This is a genomic window from Metabacillus litoralis (genome assembly GCF_020524045.1).
Taxonomy (GTDB): domain Bacteria; phylum Bacillota; class Bacilli; order Bacillales; family Bacillaceae; genus Metabacillus; species Metabacillus litoralis_C.
In genome coordinates, this window is the sequence record NZ_JAIVKL010000016.1 from 55,651 (window position 1) to 78,519 (window position 22,869).

14 protein-coding genes and 2 pseudogenes are annotated in these 22,869 nt (G+C 33.9%); 1 reads left to right on the forward strand and 15 read right to left on the reverse strand.

Annotation, left to right across the window (positions count from 1 at the left end):
* Positions 1-148 precede the first annotated feature (148 nt).
* From LC076_RS19055 to uxaC, 13 genes and pseudogenes are all read right to left on the reverse strand, one after another.
* Positions 149-1,174: a TRAP transporter substrate-binding protein gene (locus tag LC076_RS19055; RefSeq protein WP_226670677.1), complete on the reverse strand. Its 1,026-nt coding sequence runs from the start codon at positions 1,172-1,174 to the stop codon at positions 149-151.
* Between the two features lie 296 nt (positions 1,175-1,470).
* Positions 1,471-2,520 carry an AraC family transcriptional regulator gene (locus LC076_RS19060; RefSeq protein WP_226670678.1) on the reverse strand — a complete coding sequence of 350 codons (1,050 nt, stop codon included), beginning with the start codon at positions 2,518-2,520 and terminating at the stop codon, positions 1,471-1,473.
* 184 nt (positions 2,521-2,704) lie between these two features.
* Positions 2,705-2,953, reverse strand: a complete 249-nt coding sequence (locus LC076_RS24420) for a DUF4982 domain-containing protein (RefSeq protein ID WP_226670720.1) — start codon at positions 2,951-2,953, stop codon at positions 2,705-2,707.
* A 39-nt stretch (positions 2,954-2,992) separates the two neighbouring features.
* A pseudogene (locus LC076_RS19070) lies at positions 2,993-4,963 on the reverse strand (glycoside hydrolase family 2 protein); the annotation flags it as partial.
* 427 nt (positions 4,964-5,390) lie between these two features.
* Entirely contained in the window at positions 5,391-6,428 is a 1,038-nt protein-coding gene (locus LC076_RS19075) for an AraC family transcriptional regulator (RefSeq protein WP_226670679.1), read from the reverse strand.
* Between the two features lie 108 nt (positions 6,429-6,536).
* Positions 6,537-8,006: an MFS transporter gene (locus LC076_RS19080; RefSeq protein ID WP_226670680.1), complete on the reverse strand. Its 1,470-nt coding sequence runs from the start codon at positions 8,004-8,006 to the stop codon at positions 6,537-6,539.
* A 632-nt stretch (positions 8,007-8,638) separates the two neighbouring features.
* A pseudogene (gene larC / locus LC076_RS19085) lies at positions 8,639-10,075 on the reverse strand (nickel pincer cofactor biosynthesis protein LarC).
* A 65-nt stretch (positions 10,076-10,140) separates the two neighbouring features.
* Positions 10,141-10,890, reverse strand: a complete 750-nt coding sequence (larB, locus tag LC076_RS19090; protein ID WP_226670681.1) for a nickel pincer cofactor biosynthesis protein LarB — start codon at positions 10,888-10,890, stop codon at positions 10,141-10,143.
* A gap of 93 nt (positions 10,891-10,983) precedes the next feature.
* Positions 10,984-12,456 (reverse strand): gluconokinase, encoded by a 1,473-nt coding sequence (locus LC076_RS19095; protein ID WP_226670682.1) that lies wholly within the window; start codon positions 12,454-12,456, stop codon positions 10,984-10,986.
* Between the two features lie 96 nt (positions 12,457-12,552).
* A complete protein-coding gene (larE, locus tag LC076_RS19100) occupies positions 12,553-13,350 on the reverse strand; it encodes an ATP-dependent sacrificial sulfur transferase LarE (RefSeq protein WP_226670683.1) in 798 nt (265 codons plus the stop codon).
* 56 nt (positions 13,351-13,406) lie between these two features.
* Positions 13,407-14,177: an SDR family oxidoreductase gene (locus tag LC076_RS19105; protein ID WP_226670684.1), complete on the reverse strand. Its 771-nt coding sequence runs from the start codon at positions 14,175-14,177 to the stop codon at positions 13,407-13,409.
* A gap of 54 nt (positions 14,178-14,231) precedes the next feature.
* Positions 14,232-15,503, reverse strand: coding sequence for a lactate racemase domain-containing protein (locus LC076_RS19110; RefSeq protein ID WP_226670685.1), 1,272 nt, complete (start codon positions 15,501-15,503; stop codon positions 14,232-14,234).
* A gap of 29 nt (positions 15,504-15,532) precedes the next feature.
* Positions 15,533-16,936 (reverse strand): glucuronate isomerase, encoded by a 1,404-nt coding sequence (gene uxaC, locus LC076_RS19115; RefSeq protein WP_226670686.1) that lies wholly within the window; start codon positions 16,934-16,936, stop codon positions 15,533-15,535.
* 396 nt (positions 16,937-17,332) lie between these two features.
* On the opposite strand from uxaC, the gene LC076_RS19120 reads away from it, so the two are divergent.
* Entirely contained in the window at positions 17,333-18,502 is a 1,170-nt protein-coding gene (locus LC076_RS19120; protein WP_226670687.1) for an ROK family protein, read from the forward strand.
* A gap of 45 nt (positions 18,503-18,547) precedes the next feature.
* Here LC076_RS19120 and gndA read toward each other — a convergent pair whose 3' ends face one another.
* Positions 18,548-19,960 (reverse strand): NADP-dependent phosphogluconate dehydrogenase, encoded by a 1,413-nt coding sequence (gene gndA, locus LC076_RS19125; protein WP_226670688.1) that lies wholly within the window; start codon positions 19,958-19,960, stop codon positions 18,548-18,550.
* Between the two features lie 426 nt (positions 19,961-20,386).
* Positions 20,387-22,786: a glycoside hydrolase family 31 protein gene (locus LC076_RS19130; RefSeq protein ID WP_226670689.1), complete on the reverse strand. Its 2,400-nt coding sequence runs from the start codon at positions 22,784-22,786 to the stop codon at positions 20,387-20,389.
* Positions 22,787-22,869: the final 83 nt, after the last annotated feature.

The following is a 22,869-nucleotide window of genomic DNA, read 5'->3' on the forward strand; positions in this document are numbered from 1 at the left end:
TATGTTGTTTGTAGCATAAGCTTTATTATTTGAAAGTTGATTTTTTTGTAATTCTAATTAGCCTATTTGAAAGGGCCATTTTGCCATGTTCACTAATAGGAGATATACTCCTACTAATGAACATGAACCATTTTTTAAATTTAGTAGATTACTCATTTTCGATTTTTTCGATCCACTCACTATAATCTCCACCGTGCTTATCATAAACAGATTGAACAGCTTCTCTCCATGGAGTTGTATCTTCAATTACAACAACTTCATTACCAGCTTCTTCAATTGCTTTCTTTGATTCCTCTGTTAATTTATCCCACGCTTCACGTTGTGCAGTCTGGGACTCAATTGCCGCTTCTTTAAAAGCTACTTTATCTTCGTCACTTAATTTATCCCATAGTGATTTTGAAGCCATTAATACTTCAGGTACTCCAGAGTGATTATCTAATGTGAAATACTTTGCCACCTCATAATGGTTAGAAGAATAATAACTAGGATAGTTATTCTCAGCTCCATCAATAACACCTGTTTGTAATGCTGAATACACTTCATCATAAGCCATTGGTGTTGCTGATGCCCCTAAAGCCTCGACTAAATCTACAAATAAAGCTGACTGCTGAACACGAATTTTAAGTCCTTTCATATCTTCTGGTGATTCAACAGGTTGTTTTGAATTATAGAAACTTCTGTTACCAGAATCATAATACGTTAAGCCCACAATATTGGCTGATTCTAGTGTTCCTAAAATTTCTTCTCCTACTTCACCATTAAGTACGTTCCATTTGTGGTCTTCATCTTTAAAGATGTATGGCATTTGTAGCACACCAATTTCTTTTGAGAACTCAGCAAGAGGTACAGCATTTGTTCTTGCTAAATCCATTGTTCCAAGTTGCATTTGTTCAATGACACTTTTTTCATCACCAAGTTGACCACCTGAGTAAACCTCTACCTTATAACGACCATCTGTTTTTTCCTCTACTAATTTCGCAAATTCTTTGTCACCAATTGTTGTTGGATAATCATCTGGTTGATTCTCCGCTAGTTTGAGTACGATTGGTTCTTTATTACCTTCTGTTCCTCCTCCTTCTTCATTCGAACTAGATTCAGAATTTCCACATGCAGCTAAGACACTTCCTGCTAATAACAATGACATTGATATCAAAGATAACTTTTTCTTTTTCATCTTAATTTCCCCCTATACCATTTATTAGTTCACTAAACAAACTAATTTGCGAATATTCCATTTCCAAGCCTATAAAGATTAAGTCACAATGTTTCTTAACCTCCTCACTCTAAAATTAATAACGCTTACATTTATAATCTTACAAATTTAAAGATCATTTAGTAATGTTGTAACTTTAGGAGATTATATGTTTTTTTTAGGTTTATTTTTCAGATTGTTTCCTTCTATTTATTTAGGAACAGGAAAAAACCCGCAATTCTAGCGGGTTTTCAGTCAAAAAATAGGACAAGTTTCAATTAGAATTCAAATATCTTTTTTATTACATTTGTTTTATATTGGTTTGGAGTCATCCCGTAGGTTTTCTTAAATATATTATAAAAGTGACTAGAATTTTTATAACCAACTTCAAGTACGATATTTTCAATTGTCATATCTGTATTTTTAAGTAATTCACTTGCTTCTGTCATTCGGAGCTCAATTAGTAACTCTTTTAAATTTTTACCAAATTCTTTTTTTATAAGGCTGCTTAGGTAACTTGGATGAAAATTAAAATACTCTGCCATGTCATTAAGTTTAATATCTTTATATCGATCTCTAATATACTTTAAAATCTTTTCCTTTACCTTATGTTGTTCATTCTTAATATCTTCACCAGTTCTATTTGTAATTTCTCTTGATAATTCTGTAAAAAGTATTAGAAAATAGCCGTTAATAGCAGCTGTAGATCTTTGTTCTGTTGAATAGTATTCTAGCAGGAGGTTCTCTAAAATTTTCTGTATCAAAGTACCTTCTATTACATGGTGTTTTAAGAAATTTTTTGACTTACTCTTAGAATAAAGACTATTGATAACAAAATTCGAAATATAGTTATCATCGGATAATAAATACATAAAAATTCCATCGAAAAATTTTGGAGTCAAGGTAATATTAACAACTACATCAGATTCAGCTAAAGGTAAAGAGCTATGCAAAACATTTCTATCTAAAATACATAAATCCCCTTTGTTCATTTGAATTTGCCTTCCTTGTATCTCCTGAATAAAACTACCTTGTAAAACATAAACGATTTCAATGTATTCATGTTTGTGTTCTAAAATAGGTATATATTTTGTTTTTCTCCTGATTGTAAAATTATTTAATTTATCCACATCATTGGGATAAGATGTAACAATTCCATTCTCGTCTTTTTCCATAATAATTTTTCCATCATTATACTTATTCTTAAGAATTTCAAGTATTTGATTTATATCTTTTGGGAAATGGTCGAGAGTCTGCAATATATTTTCTTCGATGTCAGTTCTTGTATTAATTCTTTCTAACAATTCGTCATGACTTTTGAGTCTCATTAATATATCCTCCAATCTTTGAAGGTAAAATTATAATGGTTTCTTATATATTAACATTTGTTTTAGAGTTTTACAGTGTCTTTAAATTTCTACAAAAAAAGAACAAGCTAATTTTCTTTAGGAAAATCGACTTGTTCTATAGAATGAATGTACACCTTGTACCTTGTAGATCGCTTAAATAATGTTATTCAGTAACTTCCCAAGTAGTAACTGTATCTGTAGCATTCGTTCCATCTTCTTTTTCAGCTGTTGCAATTACTTCATTGCCACTTTCTTTAAGTTCTACACTTTCCCAAATAAATAAACCTGGCTGCTGCACTGTACCCTTACCGTAATCTATACCGTTTACAGTTAATGTCACTTCTTCTAGGTTTGAATAAACTTTTACAGGTGTAATACTATCTTCTCTTTCAGAAAATCTTTTGCTTGTGATGTGGACAAATTGATCTTCTTTATTCCATTGTGACTTATAAAAATAAAATGCATCTTTCTTAGTCTGGCGATCATGTGATACAAGCCCTTTAGTATTAATACCTGGTGTTGAGGCCTCATTTTTCCCGGAAACACCAAAGTCAAACATATTCCATACATGAGTTGCCCATAACCAAGGACGCTCACTAATGATGCTCCATGCACTTTCATGAAGATAATTTTGATATTCTTCTGGTTGGATTGGACCACGAGAAGATAGCTTCTCTTCTTTATTCCAGTTATTAATAAAGTCTTCATCAATCACGTCATGCTGATAAGGGTTTGCTCCTCCACCATACTCGGAAATACCTAGTGGAACATTTGGATTCTCTTCATGTAATGTGTCAAGATATTGAGCTAAATCTCCAGCTTTATTATAATACCAACCAAAATAAGTATTAAAAGAGGCAATATCGACACCTGCATTTTCATTCCAAGCTAAATGTCTATCCAAAATTTCCTTATATTCAGGATCACGAGATGAATTCCCCTGAATAGCGTGAGTAGTCGGTCTGTTAGGGTCTAGTTCTTCTGCCGTAGTAGCCAAACGCTTAATCAATTCAGTTGCCGCAGCATACTGATCTTCACGACTTCCACTATTATCAGGAGTATAATAGCCTCTGCCACCAAATTCGTTCTGAAGACCCCATGTTACAATCGACGGATGATTATAGTTTTGTTTAATCATTTCAGTTAATTGCTTTTCAGTATTGTTTGAAAATTCTTCTGTTAGTGACATAAAGTTTACCAGTGGAATTTCCGCCCAAATGACCAATCCCATTTCATCAGCCTTATCTTAAACATACTGTGAGTGTTGATAGTGAGCGACCCTCAGTGTGTTAGCACCAATTTCTTTAATAAGTTCAAAATCCTCTGCCCTGACTTCATTTGGAACTGCATTGCCATAACCTTTTCTGTCTTGGTGGATGTTAACACCATGTAGTGGGTAACTTTCACCATTTAAGATGAATCCTTTATCAGGATCTACAGAAAAATAACGAAACCCTACTTTTTCATTTACCTGGTCAATTACTTTGCCTTTTCTTGTCACAGTTACTTCAACAGTATATTGGTAAGGATCATTTGTACCATTCCAAAGGTGTGGATTATTCACTTTCATTTCACCTTTAAATTCAGCACTATCTCCTGACACTTCTGCAGATTTTAACTTTTTCCCATCAATCTTTAATTCTGTTCTTGATCTGACTTTACCCTCTGCATCCTTTATTTCAGCTCTAACTTCTATAGAGTTAGATTTACTTTTTGCATCATCACTGCTTACTTTAACTGGCACTGTAAGGTTTACTTTGGCCCTTTTCTCAATGGATTTATCGTTAGGAATGGTAACATATACACCAGTTGTTGAACCATCATCTTCAACATCAATATGGGTTTTATCCGTAACGACTAGATTTACACTTCTGTAAATACCACCAAAAAAGGTAAAGTCTCCTGATAGTGGAGCTGAATCTTTCACTTCATTGTTTACTCTTACGGCAACAATATTTTTTTGTCCATATTTTACATGGTCTGAAATATCAACTGTAAATGCAAGATAGCCACCTATATTAGTGTGCACCGACTTGCCATTAACAAAAACTTCTGCCTCTTTATTTGCAGCTTCAAATTGTAAGAATAATTCTTTATCTTTATAACTATTAGGAATAGTCAATTCTTTTCTGTACCATCCATCTCCTTGATAATACCCTTCGTAATTTTCCCCGCCGTCAATACCGTCCTCTACGTTCCATGTATGAGGAAGGCTAATTTGTTGCCAACTACTATCGTTAAAATTTGATTCACTAAAATTTTCATCTGCACTTTGAGCACCCTTGTAGAATGTCCAATCCTCATTAATATTTTCTACAATTCTACCTGTATTAACTACTCCAACTTTCTGATTGTTCTTTCCACCCTGATCCGCACTCACACTTGGTATAATTAGTGAAACTAATAACAATAAAACAACCATAAAAAATGCCGACTTTTTAAAATTAGTTGATAATATTGACAATTCTCTCTCCCCTTTTCATTCTATTATTATGATATCTACAAATGAACTATACTCTTTCACCTCCTTACACTCCATGTGAAGCGCTTTCATTTATGATTTTACAAGTTTGCTAGTCGTTATGTAATGTTGTTTATTTAGGCAAGTATATGTTTTTTTAGGCTTATATTATAAAGTTTTGATTTTCCTCCTTTAATATTTTATTGGAGAACAGAAAAAAAACCGCCATTGTGGCAGGTTTTGGTCAGACGTCAATATGAAAAGTTGAATGTAATTTCTCATGAACTAATAACAGATGACTCCTTCTGTTCAATCTAAACTAAGTCATATAAAAGCTGGATAAAAGGCAGCAACCTTTTATTAAAATGTCTACTTAATATAGCCAATTTCATTTACACTTTAATTCTCCTTTTTTATATTGGTTTGGAGTCACACCATAGGTTTTCTTGAAGACTTTATAAAAGTGACTATAATTTGTATAACCGACTTCATGAACGATATTTTCAATTGTCATATCTGTATTTTTAAGTAATTTACTTGCTTCTGTCATTCGTACCTCAAGTAATAGATCTTTCAAATTTTTACCAAACTCTTTTTTGATAAGACTGCTTAAGTAACTTGGGTGAAAATGAAAGTAATCTGCCATTTCATTAAGATTAATATCTTTATATCGATCTCTAATGAACTTTAAAATCTTTTCCTTTACCTTATGTTGCTCATCATTAATATGTTCTTTAGTTCTATCAGTTGTTTCTCTTGATAATTCTGTAAATAAAATAAGGAAATAACCGTTAATAGCTGTTGAAGATCTAAGTTCTGTTGAATAGTATTCTAGCAGGAGATTCTCTAAAGTTTTCTGTATCATTGTACCTTCTTTTACATGATGTTTTAAGAAGTTTTGTGACTTACTCTTGGAGTAAAGACTATTGATGACAAAATTCGAAATGTTGTTATCATCGGACAATAAATACATAAAAATTCCATCGAAAAATTCCGGTGTTAAGATAATATTGATAACCACATCTGATTCACCTAAAGGTAAAGAACTATGTACGACATTTCTGTCCAAGATACATAAGTCCCCTTCATTCATTTGAATTTGTCTCCCTTTTATCTCCTGAATAAAACTACCTTGTAAAACATATACGATTTCAATGTATTCATGTTTATGTTCTAAAATAGGTATATATTTTTGTTTTCTCTTTATGACAAACTTATTTTTTCTAACCTCATTATTGGGAAAAGAAGTAACAATTCCATTCTCGTCTTTTTTCATTATAATTTTCTCATTATACTTTTTCTTAAGAATTTCAAGTATTTGATTTTTATCTGTTGGGAAACGATCAAGAGTCTGCAATAAATCTTCTTCGATGTCAGTTCTAGTGTTAATTCTCTCAAACAATTCGTCATAGCTTTTGAGTCTCATTGATATATCCTCCCATCTTTGACCATTTTTATTATAGTTTTATATTGTTTTCCAATTATTATATCTAATTAACATAGTGTTACTACTTAATGAGGAACTTAATTAGGGTTAAATAATTCTTTCTTCTTTTTTCTCTTTTTTTATCTCGTGAATAGTTCCTTGAATTTCCTCCATCTTCTTATCATCTAGAAGGTAAAATTTCATGACAATTAACGAAATAACATAGCCAATGATTGGAAAACCAAACTTTAGCAATAGGACCATAAACAAAAAAGGAGTTGTTAATTCTTCCTCAACATCCGGTAGTGAGTCTCTATATCCAATAGACACTACTGCAAAACCAGTAATTGCTGGTGCAAGTGATGAAATAAGTTTATCAACTAACGAGAAAATGGTCGAAATCATTCCAGGAACATATCGACCCGTTCGATATGTTTCATAATCAGATACATCCGCAATCATTGGTATAACCATGTTTCCTGTTAATTGTTGAAGACCCGTTGAGAAACTATATAAAACCAAGAATAGAGCGGTTACTAAACCAAAGTTTGTTAAAGAAATGGTTGTTGAATCGACCATTAATAAAAAAATAGCAGTTGTAGTAAAAGCGAAGAGACTTAACCATGTCCCAAAAACAAATGCACGTTTCAAACCTATTTTACGCGCTTTACCAATTCCGAAAAATACAATGAGAATCGTTGGTATAAATGTAATTAAACCAATTGTGCCACTCAATGCATAATCTCCTAATAGGATACCAAAGAACATCACCCCTACAGCTGCCTGCCTAGGCATCATCATTGCTAACTTATCTGTGGAAGCAGCTACAATTAACATTTGTAAGGGTCTATTCTCCTTTAAAACCGGCCAATAATCTTTGAATTTCAGATTATCATTCTCATCTGCCAATCCATAATATTCTTTACGGTCTTTCCCTTTAATAGCGAAAACAGCTAAGCAAGTAAGTATAGCACTAATAGCAATAGCGTAAAATTTTAATTCATTAAAAAGAGATAACGTAAAATCACCATGTTTTACTATAAGATAATTAGCTATGAACATTTGCCCGCCAATAAATAATACAGAATTAAAAAAAGCAGTAAAAAAGGAAAAGAGAGGACGTTGATTCGGGTCGTTAGTTAAAATTGTTTGAGCTCCTCTTGTACATGCTGTCTGAAATGTATAACCAATAATATTAATAGCATAAACCACTATGAAAAAGGAAAATTGCAGTGAGTCTTGTAACAAATGAGTAAAAGTAAACATAGCGAAAACGGTTATGGCTAAAGTGATATTACCTAATATCATTAATGGAACAAACTTACCAAACCTCCTTTCAGTTTTATCAATAATATAGCCGATAACTGGGTCGATGATTCCATCAAAAACACGCATAGACGATAAGATTGAACTCACCACAACAACTGTTAACCCTACAACACCTGTAGCGTAATAGGACACAAATATCATAATAAACATGTAAAGATTTGTAGCCGTGTCGTTTAATGCGAATAATCCTATTTGCCATTTCTTCGCCGTGTGATATCGCCCCTTTTGATTTACATCTACTGATGCCATTTTCCTCTCCCCTTTTATAACTGCTTTCAATTTTCCTTTTATTTGTGGAACCCCTTAAGTGAATGGAGTTTAATTAGCAGTATAGTGTAGGATTACACTTTAAGATAGTTTAAATTATTTGACTTAGACAATGCACGTTTAGCAACTAAAGCACTGTTCTCCAAAGTTACTGCAATGGTATCAGCACTCGTCCTACTTTATAAAACGCTTACAAAACTATTTTCTTAGCTTTCTCTTTCTATAAAATTTCCTAACAATAAAAAAGCAGCTATTTAAGAAATATAAAAGTATGACTCCTACAACAGAGAGCAATTTAAATAACTATTTATTCATGTATTTATTTAGACATTTCTAAACTATATGTTATTTCTGATAACCATTTAGGCACCACCTTCACTGCCCCACTCTCACAGAGCTATATGAGTAGAATTTCTAATGAGACTCTTTCGGTATAATATTTTCATATAAAGGTATAACCTTCCTCTTTTACCGCTTCTTCACCACATTTCTAAAGCACTATGTCAATTCAAAGTGATTAAACTAATCCATTTACTTACAGGAAAAAAAGCAGCAATACTATCCTTGCTTTAGGAAATAATTTAAGGAAAGAAACAGAGAAATAGAACGAGAATCTATTCTCTGCTTTTTATTTGCATTTTCCCCCAAACTTGTTCATATACCTTCTTCAAGGGAACTTTATATGTATCTGCAATTGCTTTACACTCTTCAAATTCCGGAGCTCTTTGGATAACTTGTCCGTTATACATTCCTTCTTTTACAGTTACAGGTCCCCATTCAGTTTGAACTTGTCTAAATTTCCTTTCAGCCCTATATACAGTTAACGGATAATATCTTATCCCAAGTGTTGTTGTTTCTTTAAGGAGTATGTCCCTTATCTGTTCAAGCTTATCTCTATGGCAGAGTAGCTGAACTAGAATACCAGGTCTATTTTTTTTCATATAAATTGGGGTATAATAGACATCATTTGCACCTGATTCAAAAAGCAAATCCATTACGTAACCAAGCCATTCTCCAGGGATATCATCAAGATTCACTTCTACTTTAAGCATTTGATCATCAATATGTTCCTCGTTTGGAGGAGGTAGAAAAACCATTCATTTTACTCCTCTCAATTACACATTTTTTCGTTATTCTCCAATAACAACTCTAAGTACATTTGGACGGTCTTTAAACGTTTTTGTGCCTGCTCCATATCCAATTGCTGCAACTTTCATCGATGGTAGTGTACAAAACTCTTCAGCTAAAACAGCAACAATGGCTGCTCCTGTAGGGGTCGTTAATTCAAATCTCACATCACTTTGCTCAATAGGAATACCTTTTAGCATTTCTAAAGTTGCAGGTGCGGGTACCGGATAAATCCCATGATCAATATGAATTCTTCCTGTTCCTACTGGAATTGATGAAGATTTCACTTTTGTTATTCCTAGCTGGTGAATTAGAATAGCTGCTCCTACAATATCAATAATAGAATCCACTGCACCAACTTCATGGAAATGAACTTTCTCTAAAGTTAGACCATGTATATGCCCCTCTGCTTCACCTATTTTCCTAAAGATATTTAGTGCTGTTTGTGTTACCTCACTTGAAAAGCCTGCTGTCTCGATTAATTGAACAATATCTTTGTAAGTTCTATGATGATGATCGTGCTCATGGTGATGTCCATGTTCATGTTGGTGGTCGTGATTATGCTGATGACTATGATCATGTTGATGGTCGTGATCATGCTTATGACTATGATCATGTTGGTGGTCGTGATCATGCTTATGACTATGATCATGTTGGTGGTCGTGATCATGCTTATGACTATGATCATGTTGGTGGTCGTGATCATGTTGATGGTCAAGTACATGATCATGATGGTGTACATGTTGATGACCCTGATCATGTTGATGGTCGTGATCGTGTTCTTGATTTTTCAAGATGACATCAAATTTTGTACTCGTAATACCATTTTTAACAACTTTGTTCCATTGAAGTTCGTATTCTTCTTCTATATTAAGTTTCTTCAATTCTTCTTCAAGAACAGTAGGATCTCCCCCAACATCTATGAGAGCACCAATCATCATGTCACCGCTAATTCCAGAAAAACAGTCAAGGTAAAGTGTTTTCATTTTTAACTTTCTCCTTTTTGTGCTAGTTGATGAATTAAAACTGCATTGTATGCAGCACCAAATCCATTATCTATATTTACAACACTAATGCCAGAAGCACATGAATTTAACATCGTTAATAATGCTGACAAACCATTAAAGTTTGCCCCATAGCCTACGCTTGTTGGAACAGCAAGCACCGGGTGATTAACGAGTCCACCAACTACGCTTGGTAGGGCCCCTTCCATTCCTGCAACAACAACAGATACAGTTGCATTTTGAATTTCCTCTATCGAATCAAATAAACGATGTATACCAGCTACACCCACATCATAAAATCTCCGTACATTTGCACCTAATGCTTCTGCTGTAATTGCAGCTTCCTCTGCAACCTTTAAATCTGATGTTCCTGCACATACAATAGCAATATAAATCTCAGTCTTAGCATTCTCTTTACGATCTTTCCAAAAGAGAATCTGTGCAATTTCATTATATGTAAACTCTGGATATTCTTTTAAAATATGAGATGCTTTATCTTCGGTAATCCTAGTAACGAGAACATTATTTCCCTTTGAACGTATTGCTTTAATAATTGAGAGAATTTGTTCCTTCGTTTTTCCTTCACCATAAATGACTTCAGGAAACCCTTGTCTTTTTTTTCGGTGATGATCAACCTTCGCAAAACCCAGATTTTCGTAGGTTGCAAGCTTACCTTTTGCTTCCTCAATACTCAATGATCCTGATTGTACTTGTTTTAAAATGTCCTCAAGCATTGTTCTTTCACTCACCTTAGTATATAAATTTTGACTATTTTCCTAAATATGTTGCTTTTTAGTAGCATACAGAAAACAGCACTTTGTCCTTCATTAAAAATGCTTTGCGATGTCTTTAACTAGTAAAGCATATTTTTTATAAATATTTAAATAGATTTTATGATTATTTTCATTTGGTATAATTGGTGAATTCATTGGTATATTTTCTTTTATCTCTTCGAAAGAAGGCACTTTACCAAGAGCTACTAATCCAGTCCAGGCTGCGCCCCATGCTGCGCTATGGTGACTTTCTGAAACATAAACTTCTTTTCCAAAAACATCAGCAAGCATTTGTAGCCACAAGTCCGATCTAGACAATCCGCCATTCACGTATATTTTATCAGGTGATCCAGTAAGATTTTCTAAACTTTGTCCTATTTGATAAAGATTTAGTGTGATGCCTTCTAAAACCGCACGAACCAAATGTTCTTTTTTATGAGTAATGTTCATTCCGAAAAAGTTACCTCTTGCTTGCTGGTTCCATAACGGTGCTCTTTCACCATTTATATACGGAAGGAAAATTAATCCTTCTGCACCGGGAGCTATTTTTTTCGCTTCTTCTGTAAAATCATCAAAGCTTCCTTGATCATTTAAAAGTTCTTTTAACCATTGTAACGCAATGCCCCCATTATTAGTTGGACCACCTATAATGGAGTAATCCTTTGTAAAGGTATAACAAAATGTTTCATGTTTGTCCGTTATGTTAAATCCATTAGCAAATTGTCTTATTGCTCCACTTGTTCCTGCTGTAATGGCTACTTCTCCAGGCGAGATCGCTCCTATTCCTAGATTAGCTAATTGTCCATCTGCCGCTCCTATGACAAATGGTAAATCAGATGATATTCCCATTTCTTTCGCAACACCATCATTTATGCCTGTTAAAACTTCAGTTGGCGGCACTACTACCGAAAGCTGCTCTTTTTTAATACCTGTTAATTCCAGTAGTTCACCATCCCAGTCTAGTGTGTGGGCATTGAATAAGCCTGTAGCAGCAGCCATTGAGTAATCAACAACACGTTGATCAAACCATTTCAATAGGATATATTCTTTAATAGATAAGAAGTAATATGCATTAAGGTAAGGATCATAATCCTCTTCTTTCATCCATACTAATTTAGATAGTGGTGACATTGGGTGAATCGGTACACCCGTTTTCTTAAAAATATCAATTTCTTTTAGATTTTCTAACTTTTCTGCTTGTTCACTACTTCTTCCATCTGCCCAAATAAGCGCCTGTGATAAAGGTTGATAATCTTCACCTAAACAAATTAGCGAATGCATAGCAGAAGAAAATGCAATAGTTAATAATTCGCTCTTATTAATATTCGCATTTTCTATCGCATTTCTCACTGCTATAACGGCAAAACGTTCGATTTGGATTGGATCTTGTTCTACCCAGCCTTGTTGAGGGTATATGGAAGTAATCATTTCCTCCGAAATAGAGATCACATTTCCTTTCAAATCAAAAACTACTGCTTTTACACTTGTAGTACCAAGATCAAGTCCTATAACAAATTCTCTTGACATATGATCATCTTCCTCTTCAAAAGTATTATTCAAATAGATTTTATTTTATATTCTTTCCATAGAAAAGGCCTTGGACAAATTCCAAAGCCTGTTTGATTATGAAAGAACCTTATTCATACTTCCGCTCTTATATCCAATTAAATCTAAGGTTATATATTTATATCCGTATTGGGTTAGTTCATTCACAATCTTCTCATGATTTTCAAGTATTGTTTGCATATCTTTTGGTTCAACTTCAATACGCGCCATTTCCTGATGAGTTCGAACTCGAACTTGTCTGATATTTAAAGCTTTTAAGTATGCTTCTGCTTTTTCGACTCTTGTTAACTTCTCAATTGTAATTTTATCACCATAAGCAATTCTAGAAGAAAGACATGCAAAAGAAGGTTTATTCCATGTTGCTAAGTCAAATTCTTTAGATAATTCTCTTATTTCGTCTTTAAATAAGTTTGCCTCTTGTAAAGGACCACGTATACCCTTCTCTTTCGCTGCTTTCATCCCTGGACGAAATTCATTTAGATCATCCGCAATGACTCCATACACAATATTTTGAAATCCCTCTTTTTCCATAACAGGAATCAAATGTTCAAATAAGCTGTTTTTACAGAAATAACAGCGATTTCGATCGTTTTCTGTATATCCTGGTATCGCCAATTCTGATGTTTCAATGACTCTGTGTTTAGCTCCTACTTTTAATGCTAATTCTTTTGCCTCTTGAAGTTCGCTTGAAGGATATGTTTCAGAATCTGCAGTTACTGCTAACACATGGTCAGTTCCTAATGTATCAACAGCTACCTTTAATAGGAAGGTACTATCAACACCACCTGAAAACGCAACAACAACTGATTCCATCTCTTGGAGAATTGACTTTAATCTTAGAAGTTTCTCATTCATTTTTGTCTTCTCCTTTCTATTAAACTGTAGATCTCTAATATATTGATAAATGGTTATTAAATCGTCATGCTACCAAAACCACCGTCTACACGGATAAGTGTACCAGTTACAAAACTAGAAGCATTTTCTGAAGCAAGCCAAACTGCTGCACCTTGAAGTTCATCTGGATTTCCAAAACGGTTCATAGGTGTGTGATTCATAATCGATTCAACACGTTCTTCACTTAGAATTTTTCTATTTTGTTCTGCTGGGAAGAAACCAGGGATGATTGCATTAACACGAATACCATGTGGAGCAAATTCTCTTGCTAAGAATTGTGTCATGCTATTGACTCCTGCCTTTGAAACAGAGTAAGTAAACACTTTAGAAAGTGGAGTTGTAGATGAAACAGACGAGATATTGATTATACTTCCTTTTCTTCCTTGATCAATCATTTTCTTCGCGAAGATTTGGCAAGTTACCATCATTCCTTTTAAATTCACATCCATAATATCATCCCATTCTTCATCACTTATTTCAAAGAATGGAGTAGCACTATTTTTACCAGGTGCATTTAAAAGGATATCAAAACCACCAGACCATTGTTCAATTTCCTTAACAACATTTTCTAATGATTCACGGTTACTGACATCAGCTTGAAAGGCTTTAGCTGTTCCACCATCTTCTTCAATTTCAGTAACAACTTGATTTGCCTTTTCAAGGTTACGACCAACAATAGCAATCTTTGCACCTTGTGCTGACAGTCCCTTTGCAATAGATGATCCTAATACGCTATTACCACCAATGGCTACAGCTGTTTTTCCAGTTAAATCAAATAAATTCGTCATAAACAAATTCCCCCCATTTTATTCTTAGAAAAATATAAAAATGTATGAATAATCCTATTGTTTTAAATTTCCTTCATCATTAAATGGAAGCTCAAATGTATCTGATATCTGCTCCATGTCAGGATGCTCAGCAACAAGATTAAGTAAAGCTTCTGATACTTCAATTTCAGCTATATCTAATGTGTTTTTAATTCGTACCATTTTCACTTGTGTGAAATCCAATATATTGCATGTTTTAATAGCAGCTTTTATTGCATCTTTATCATTTGCTAGTGTCGTTGCTATTTTTGTTGGTGCACAAACTGTTGATGTTAGTCCGTTTGCATAAGTTACTTCTCGATCCATTTTGTCAACAAGGCGTTGTGTTGTAAAATCTGCCGTTCCAACTCCGTTTGCATTTCCTTCTGTTTGATGAGTTAAATCAAGAACAACCATTTTGTTTACATCAGGTCCACCCTTAGCATATGGTGTTGGATATCTTCCCGTAATATTCGGATCCATTCCATCTCCACTAATGTTTTTTCCTATTTCATCTATAACAAGAACGTCAATCTGGTCAAAAAACAGCTTTGGTAATAATTGTTTTGCTAGTGCTTGAAGAGCTGGTTCTTTTTCTTCTATCTCTTCCACTGCAAGAACCTCAACTCGTGAAATTCTATCAAATGCATTTTCCAGAGTTGCTACACCGAATAAGATAGGTGTTTTTTCCATCATTAACTTTGCCATCGCAGGAACATTTTCTGCCATATATTTAAAGCCTAATTGATGGGTTGCTTCTGCACCCTTTTGCTTACCTAGGCCAATACTGATCATTTTCATAATGCCACTTTCAACAGGACCTCTAAAAGCTGTATGTGGTTTAATACGATTGATTACAACAATTCCATCAGCTTCAGAAGCATATTTGTCTATATAGACAGGTAATCCATTTGATAATTCTCCTAATTTGATCACTTCCATAGAAGAACGGATTTCCGCTTTTACACTTTCTTCTGTTACACCAAGATGAGCTAATACTTCTTTCTGTCCCTCCGCCGTTGCTCCACCATGACTTCCCATACTAGGTACAATAAACGGCGTAGCACCTAAATCCTTTAAAAATTGAACAGTTTTTGCTGTAACTGCTACAAGTTGATCCATGCCTCGGCTACCAACGGCAATTGCAATTTCCATTCCAGGCTTTACTTTTGACCTGATGGATTCTTGCTGCAACTTTTCGTTTAAAGCTTGTTCTATATTCTCTATTTTGGTGTTGTCGAAGCTTTGTTTTACTTTCACCATTTTTGGAACTGGGATGTCCTTTAATAAATCTTGAAGAATGCCCATATTATATCTGCTCCTTTTATCTATTCAACTCATCGCTCAGAAAAATATTTTTGTGCATTATTATAGCCAATATTCTTAACTATTTGTTTTAAAATCGCTTCATCATTTGGAACTTTTCCTTCTTCAACCCATTCTCCTAATATGTTACATAGAATTCTTCTGAAATACTCGTGACGAACATATGAAAGAAGACTACGAGAATCTGTTGTCATTCCGATGAAGTGGCTAAGTACACCTAAGTTTGCTAAATCTGTCATTTGGTTTAGCATTCCATTATATTGGTCGTTAAACCACCAACCTGATCCGAATTGAACCTTTCCAGCAATTCCTTCTTCAAAGAAGTTTCCAATCATCGTACCAATCACATAATTATCACGTGGATTTAAGTTGTACAACACTGTTCTAGGTAAAGATCTTGCTTGGTCTAAGGTATCTAGGAAGCGTGATAGACCTTCTGCTAACAAATTGTCGCCGATTGAATCAAAGCCTCCATCAGCACCAATTAGTTCTTTCATATACGTGTTATTGTTTCTTAATCCACCCATATGAAGTTGCATAACCCACTGTTTTTCGGCGTACATTTTCCCTAATTCAGAAAGAAGATACGATCGATAACCAATCAATTCATCACTTGTAAGCTCTTCATTGTTTAAGCGTTTTGAAAAAATTTTCTCTACTTCATTTTTCTGTAATTTCTGGAATGCCATTAGTGGGATATCATGATCTGATGCACAACAACCATGCTCAGCAAAGTGATCTACACGGTGCTTTAACGCTTCCACTAATTCATCAAGACCATTAATTTTAACACCAGATGCATTCTCTAGCTTTGTTAGATATTCTTTAAAACTAGGTCTTTCTAGATAAAGAGCCTGATCTGGACGAAATGTTGGTGCAACTGTCACTTGAAAACTAGAGTCTTCTTGTAAAAGTTTATGATATTCAAGATTATCAGCTGGGTCATCTGTTGTACCGACAAATTCTACATTTGATTTTTCAATAAATCGACGTGGTTTAAAATTTTCTGTTTTTAATTTTTCATTACATTCTTCCCAAATCTCTTTTGCAGTATCCCGAGACAAAAGCTTCGTAATTCCAAAATATGTTCTTAGCTCCATGTGTGCCCAGTGGTATAATGGATTTCCAAACAAATGTGGCATTGTTTCTGCCCAAGCCTCAAATTTTTCCCAATCACTCGCATTACCTGTAATGAGTGCCTCTTTTACTCCGTGAATACGCATTGCTCGCCATTTATAATGGTCTCCAGCAAGCCAGATTTGTGTTATATTTTCAAATGAATGATTTTCATAGATTTCTTTTGGACTTAAATGACAATGGTAGTCAAAAATAGGTAGTTCTTTCATTACATTATGGTAAAGTTTTTCTGCAGTAGTATTAGTTAGTAAAAAATCATCACTTAAAAACGTTTTCATTTGTTCTCCTCCAAACCTTTTTTACGCTTTTATTAACATTGAGCTACTATGCCAATTTGCTAGATGCATAAACTATTGCACCATTAGCATACTCACTTCAATCTACCTTAATCATTTCTTAAGCCTTTCCAGACTTTTGTTAAAAACAGAACATTTTTTAAAATTTCTTTTCTTAACAAAATATATGTTATAATTTATTTATCTTATTAATTAGTTTACAAAACAAATTAATGTAATATCTGTAGAATATCACTTCTACTTATACTCGTCAATCATTTCCTTTTATAATAGATCCATATTTCAATACTTATTGTTTTTATGTAATATTACTTAATATATAATGATTTTATTGACCAATGTAAACGTTTTATACCATATACCAGAAGGGTGATTAACATGGCAGCTGGCGATTCTGCTTATATAAAGAAAATAAACAGAAGTTTAATAATAGGGAAAATTTTAAAAGAAGGAATGATCTCGAGAGCAGATTTATCAAAAATTACAAAGTTAACAAGAGCTACAATTTCCGTTCAAGTGGCTGATTTATTACAAGAAGAACTAATTGTTGAATCTCAACAAGAGCATAATACTGTAGGAAGAAAGCCGATCATGCTTTCTTTAAACCGAAAAGCTGGTTATGCACTTGGAATCGATTTGGATTATAAACAAGTCACATTTACCTTATCTGACTTAGGTGGAAATCCTGTAAATACCGTGGTTATCGAATTAATGAACTCTAATTATGATGAAATTCTAAAACTAATAGCGAAAGAGATAAAAAAATTTGATGAAAAATGTTCAGAAAGTCGATTTGGTCTTATAGGTGTCGTTATTGGGGTGCATGGCATCGTATCAAAAAAGGAAATCATCGATTTTATCCCTCAGCATAAGTGGGAAAATAAGAATCTAAAAGAAGATCTAGCAAAAGAATTAAACATGAATATTCGTATTGAAAATAATGCTAACCTATGCTCCTTTGCAGAGCAAGTTTACGAACATCACCAAAGTGAGAATTTAATAAGTATTAGTATGTATTCTGGTATTGGATTGGGTGTCTTAATAAATGGAGAGCTACTTAAAGGGTTTCATGGATATGCTGGTGAAATGGGACATATGATTGTTGTTCCTGACGGAAAACCTTGTAATTGTGGAAATTCAGGTTGTTGGGAATTATATGCCTCAGAAGCGAGTCTTTTTTCAGAACTAGAGGATTTACACCAAGTAAAAAATCTTACGTATCAACAAGTAGAGAAATTCATTAACGATCATGATCAGTTAACACTTAATCTATTAGCACAATATATTAAATATTTAACAGTTGGTTTAAATAATATCATAAATTTATTAAACCCAGAAACACTAGTACTAAATAGTGAATTACTAAAGCTATATCCAGATGCCATTCATGAAATTAAAGCTAATCTTACTTCTTCTGTAAGCCATTATAATGAATTATTTATTTCAGACCTGGGAAAACATGCTGCAGTAATGGGCGCATGTGCTTTTGCCATAAAGGATTTCTTAGAAGTACCAAATATTAGTTTAACTATTGAACATCAAAGCTAATAAATTTAAAGCCTTACTCTTCTATAGAGTAAGGCTTTTTGGTCATTATCCCATCCAATTAGTGTGAAAAACTCCTTCTTTATCAACACGTTGATAAGTATGAGCACCAAAATAGTCACGTTGAGCTTGTAATAAGTTAGCTGGTAATGTTTCGCTACGATAACTATCATAATAAGCAATTGCACTTGAAAAAGCAGGTACAGGAATTCCAGTTTCTACAGCTAATGAAATAACCTTACGCAATGCCGTTTGATATTCCTCTACTACCTCTTTAAAGTATGAATCTAAAAGAAGATTGGCTAAATTAGCATCTCGATCATAGGCTTCTTTAATTTTTTGAAGGAATTGAGCACGAATAATACATCCCCCACGGAAAATCATCGCAATTTCCCCGTAATTAAGATTCCATTGGTACTCCTCAGATGCTGCTCGCATTTGAGCAAAGCCTTGTGCGTATGAAACAATTTTACTTAAATAAAGAGCTTTACGAACAGCCTCAATTAGCTCTTCCTTTTTTCCTTCAAAAGAAGCTTTTTCAGGTCCTTTTAGTAGTTTACTAGCTTTTACACGTTCATCCTTCATTGCAGAAATAAAACGAGAAAATACAGATTCTGTAATGATCGGAAGAGGTACTCCTAAATCAAGAGCATTTTGACTTGTCCATTTTCCTGTTCCTTTTTGTCCAGCTGTATCAAGGATAACATCAACAAGAGGCTTGCCTGTTTCTTGGTCTATTTTTGTAAAAATGTCAGATGTAATCTCGATCAAATAGCTGTTTAACTCACCTTGATTCCATTCAGAAAAAACTTGATGAAGTTCTTCAGCACTTAAACCGAGTACATTTTTAAGAATAAAATATGCTTCACAAATTAATTGCATATCTCCATATTCAATTCCATTGTGAACCATTTTCACATAATGACCAGCTCCGTTAGGTCCGATATATGTCACACATGAATCATTATCAACTTTAGCTGAAATCGCTTCGAAAATAGGTGCAACAAGCTCATAAGCTTCTTTTTGTCCACCTGGCATAATTGAAGGTCCTTTAAGCGCACCTTCCTCACCACCTGAAACACCAGTTCCAATAAAGTGGATACCAGTTGATTCTAATTCCTTATTTCGTCTAATTGTATCTTGGAAGAATGTGTTTCCACCATCTATTAAAATATCACCTTCATCAAGGTATGGTTTTAAAGAATCAATTGTTGCATCTGTAGCAGATCCTGCCTTAACCATAAGTAAAATTTTTCTTGGTTTTTCTAGTGAATTAACGAATTCCTCAATTGTTTCAAGTCCGATGAAGTTTTTACCAACTGCTTCATTCTGTAAAAAGTCTTCTGTTTTCTCAAACGAACGGTTGAAAACAGAAACTGAATAGCCTCTACTTTCAATATTTAGCGCAAGATTTTTCCCCATTACAGCTAATCCAATAACACCTATTTGTTGTTTTGACATAGTCATTTCCTTTCCTAAAAATACTTTGGTTAGATTTTAAAATTCACATAACTTACTTACGACAAGAGTTACAAAACAATCGACCATTTATTAATTTGTTTTGTAAACTAACTAATAAATGAATAATACTACATTATTGATAACTAAACAAGAGCTTATAAGATAGGGCACCACTTTTATTGTGGCACCCCCTTTTCTAATTTATAGGCTCTGTTGAACTTTGTTGTTGATTTCCGTTACAGGCATTCGCTTTCCTAGGAAAAAAGCACCTTTTTTCCTAGGTCCGGGAGCCTCCTCGGCGCAAGCGCCTGTGGGGTCTCCCTTTTACACGCTTCTCCCGCAGGAGTCTCATGCCTTTCACTCCAATCAACAATGTGCTAAAAATCAACATTAAGCTTTAACATAGACAATTTATAAAATGTAGAATTATAACTTTATTGTAAATCTACCATTGCTTTTTAATACTTCTACACCATTTATATAAATTGTTCTTTGATCATTTTCAGGTAAATAAAAACGTAATGTTTGATATGGAAGTTTATATTCTCCTTCGATCTTATAACTAACATTTAATGATTCTGAGTCAGCTTCCATTTGGACTGAAACAATTGTATGATTGTCTTGATAATTAGCTGAAATCCCATCATCCTCGTAAAGATCATATGAAGTACTTCCAGATTCCTTATGTGGAAATAATAAGAAGCCTCTTTCATCCATTTCCTTACCAGCAAATGAACTATCCGCATCGTTTACAGGGATAATACTTCCTGCTTTTATTAATAAAGGATTATATTCTAATGGTGCTGGAATCGAAACTGTTTGACCACCTTCATACCACTGTGATGTATGGTAATCATACCAGCCACCTTCAGATTTAGGTAAATAAACAGATCTTTCTCTTTGTCCTTTTTCCACAACTGAAGCAACAAGCATTGATTCGCCAAGCATGAAATCATCATTTTCTTCAAATGTTTTTACATCACCTTCGAATTCATAAAATGTTGGACGAAGGATTGGTTCGTATTTCTCATGTGCTTTGTACAGCGCTGTATATAGATAAGGAATAATACGATGACGGAACTTTATTAAATCACGGATCTGACTTGTTGTTTCTCCATACATCCAAGGAACATTAACAGATTTGTCATCATTCCATGAATGGATTGTAAAGCGAGGGTGGAATATACCGTTCTGAACCCATCTCACTAATAATTCTGGTTCTGGAGCAGGTCCTGAAAATCCTCCAATATCATGCCCAATATTATAAATACCAGACAAACTTAGCCCAAGTCCCATTTTAATATTGTACTTTAGTGATTTCCAATTCGTATAGTTATCTCCAGACCAAGTTTGTACATAACGCTGCATGCCTGGACTTCCTGACCTAGAAATTAAATAAGGTCTAAGTTCTGGAGCAAATTCCTTTTGTGCTTCATATGAAGCTTTCATCATTAGAAGAGGCTGCAGGGAACGCACATTTTCAAAGTTAGTTACCTCACCGAAGCCATTACACATTGCATTTTTTGACCAAACTTCAAATTCATTATTATCATTCCAGGTGGAATCGATTCCATATTCCAAAAGCTTTTCAGTGACTTGTTGTTTCCACCATTTAACTGATTCTTCATTGGTAAAGTCAACATATGCACCAACTTCATCCCAGAACTGGGCCATTTCAATATCTCCATCATGATTTAAGATAAACATCTTTTGTTCCTTTAATTCATTAAACAAAGGATGATCTTTAAGCAATGCTGGTTTAATATTTGCACAAAGTCTTACACCTTTTTCATGGTAATCTTTAATAAATCCTTTTGCATCTGGAAATTTATCAGTGTTCCAGTGAAATACATACCGCTTATCTTCAATTGATGTGTATCCTGAAGATAACTGGAATGAATCACAAATAATATCATGCTCTTCACAATTGTTAATGAACTTTTTCAATTGTTCCTGTGCATCTGGTGCATCTGTATATGTCATCGTTGAACCAGAGTATCCAAAACTCCATTTTGGAGCAAAGATTGTTTTACCAGTTAACCAAGAATATTTTTTCACAACATCTTTTACTTCTGGCCCTAACATAACATAGTAGTCTAGATCTCCAGCCATTGCTTGGTAATAACGATACCAGCCATGGTAGTTATCCATTTCATTTCCCATATCGAATATGCTTTGCGCCATATTGTCATAGAAAATACCAAAAGAGATGTTAGTATGTTTATTTCTTGTGATATAAAAAGGAATATGCTTATATAAAGGATCTGTATGCTGAGCATCATACCCCATTGGGTCTACACTTAACATACGATAACGTTTACCATAGCGATCCATTTCTCCACTCTTCTCACCAAGGCCAAAATACTGTTCGTCATGTGTACGTTGAAGATAATGGAAAATCCCTTCACCTAATGATCCATCGAAATTATAAGCTTGTGTATAACGATCTGTTGCAATTTGCTCAGTTGTTCCATCACTATTTTTAGCAAACCAAGTTATTTTAAATCCATCTAGATTAATTTGCAACTTTAATCTTGATGTTTCAACAGTGAATGAATGACCTTCATTTTGAGCCTTAAATTCTGGCAGTGTAAATGGACTTAAGTCAAAACGATCTCTACCTTTTAGGGGAACATCATCCATTCCTGGAGCAACTAACCAAGTGTTTTTAACCTCCAACTCATCACCTTTCGTCATGAGTACTCGAATCATATCTTCTTCCAATACGATAATTCTTGCTATAACCTCGGAATTTTCCAATTGGAACTTTACAATATTATTTTTTTTATCCAAAAAACGGAATTGGTAATTCTCTCTTAGAGACATAAACTCACCTTTTCTTTTAGTTATCTGTTTATGAAGTTTTTATCTATATTTATTAAGTGCATATTTAAATTAGATAAGCAGGT

Excerpts from the sequence above, each read along its gene's own strand:
- LC076_RS19105 (WP_226670684.1), bottom strand. The coding sequence starts at position 14,177 with ATGACGAATTTATTTGATTTAACTGGAAAAACAGCTGTAGCCATTGGT.
- LC076_RS19120 (WP_226670687.1), top strand. The coding sequence starts at position 17,333 with ATGGCAGCTGGCGATTCTGCTTATATAAAGAAAATAAACAGAAGTTTA.
- LC076_RS19080 (WP_226670680.1), bottom strand. The coding sequence starts at position 8,006 with ATGGCATCAGTAGATGTAAATCAAAAGGGGCGATATCACACGGCGAAG.
- LC076_RS19055 (WP_226670677.1), bottom strand. The coding sequence starts at position 1,174 with ATGAAAAAGAAAAAGTTATCTTTGATATCAATGTCATTGTTATTAGCA.
- larB (WP_226670681.1), bottom strand. The coding sequence starts at position 10,890 with ATGCTTGAGGACATTTTAAAACAAGTACAATCAGGATCATTGAGTATT.
- uxaC (WP_226670686.1), bottom strand. The coding sequence starts at position 16,936 with ATGAAAACGTTTTTAAGTGATGATTTTTTACTAACTAATACTACTGCA.
- gndA (WP_226670688.1), bottom strand. The coding sequence starts at position 19,960 with ATGTCAAAACAACAAATAGGTGTTATTGGATTAGCTGTAATGGGGAAA.
- LC076_RS19095 (WP_226670682.1), bottom strand. The coding sequence starts at position 12,456 with ATGTCAAGAGAATTTGTTATAGGACTTGATCTTGGTACTACAAGTGTA.
- larE (WP_226670683.1), bottom strand. The coding sequence starts at position 13,350 with ATGAATGAGAAACTTCTAAGATTAAAGTCAATTCTCCAAGAGATGGAA.
- LC076_RS19130 (WP_226670689.1), bottom strand. The coding sequence starts at position 22,786 with ATGTCTCTAAGAGAGAATTACCAATTCCGTTTTTTGGATAAAAAAAAT.
- LC076_RS19060 (WP_226670678.1), bottom strand. The coding sequence starts at position 2,520 with ATGAGACTCAAAAGTCATGACGAATTGTTAGAAAGAATTAATACAAGA.
- LC076_RS19075 (WP_226670679.1), bottom strand. The coding sequence starts at position 6,428 with ATGAGACTCAAAAGCTATGACGAATTGTTTGAGAGAATTAACACTAGA.
- LC076_RS19110 (WP_226670685.1), bottom strand. The coding sequence starts at position 15,503 with ATGGGCATTCTTCAAGATTTATTAAAGGACATCCCAGTTCCAAAAATG.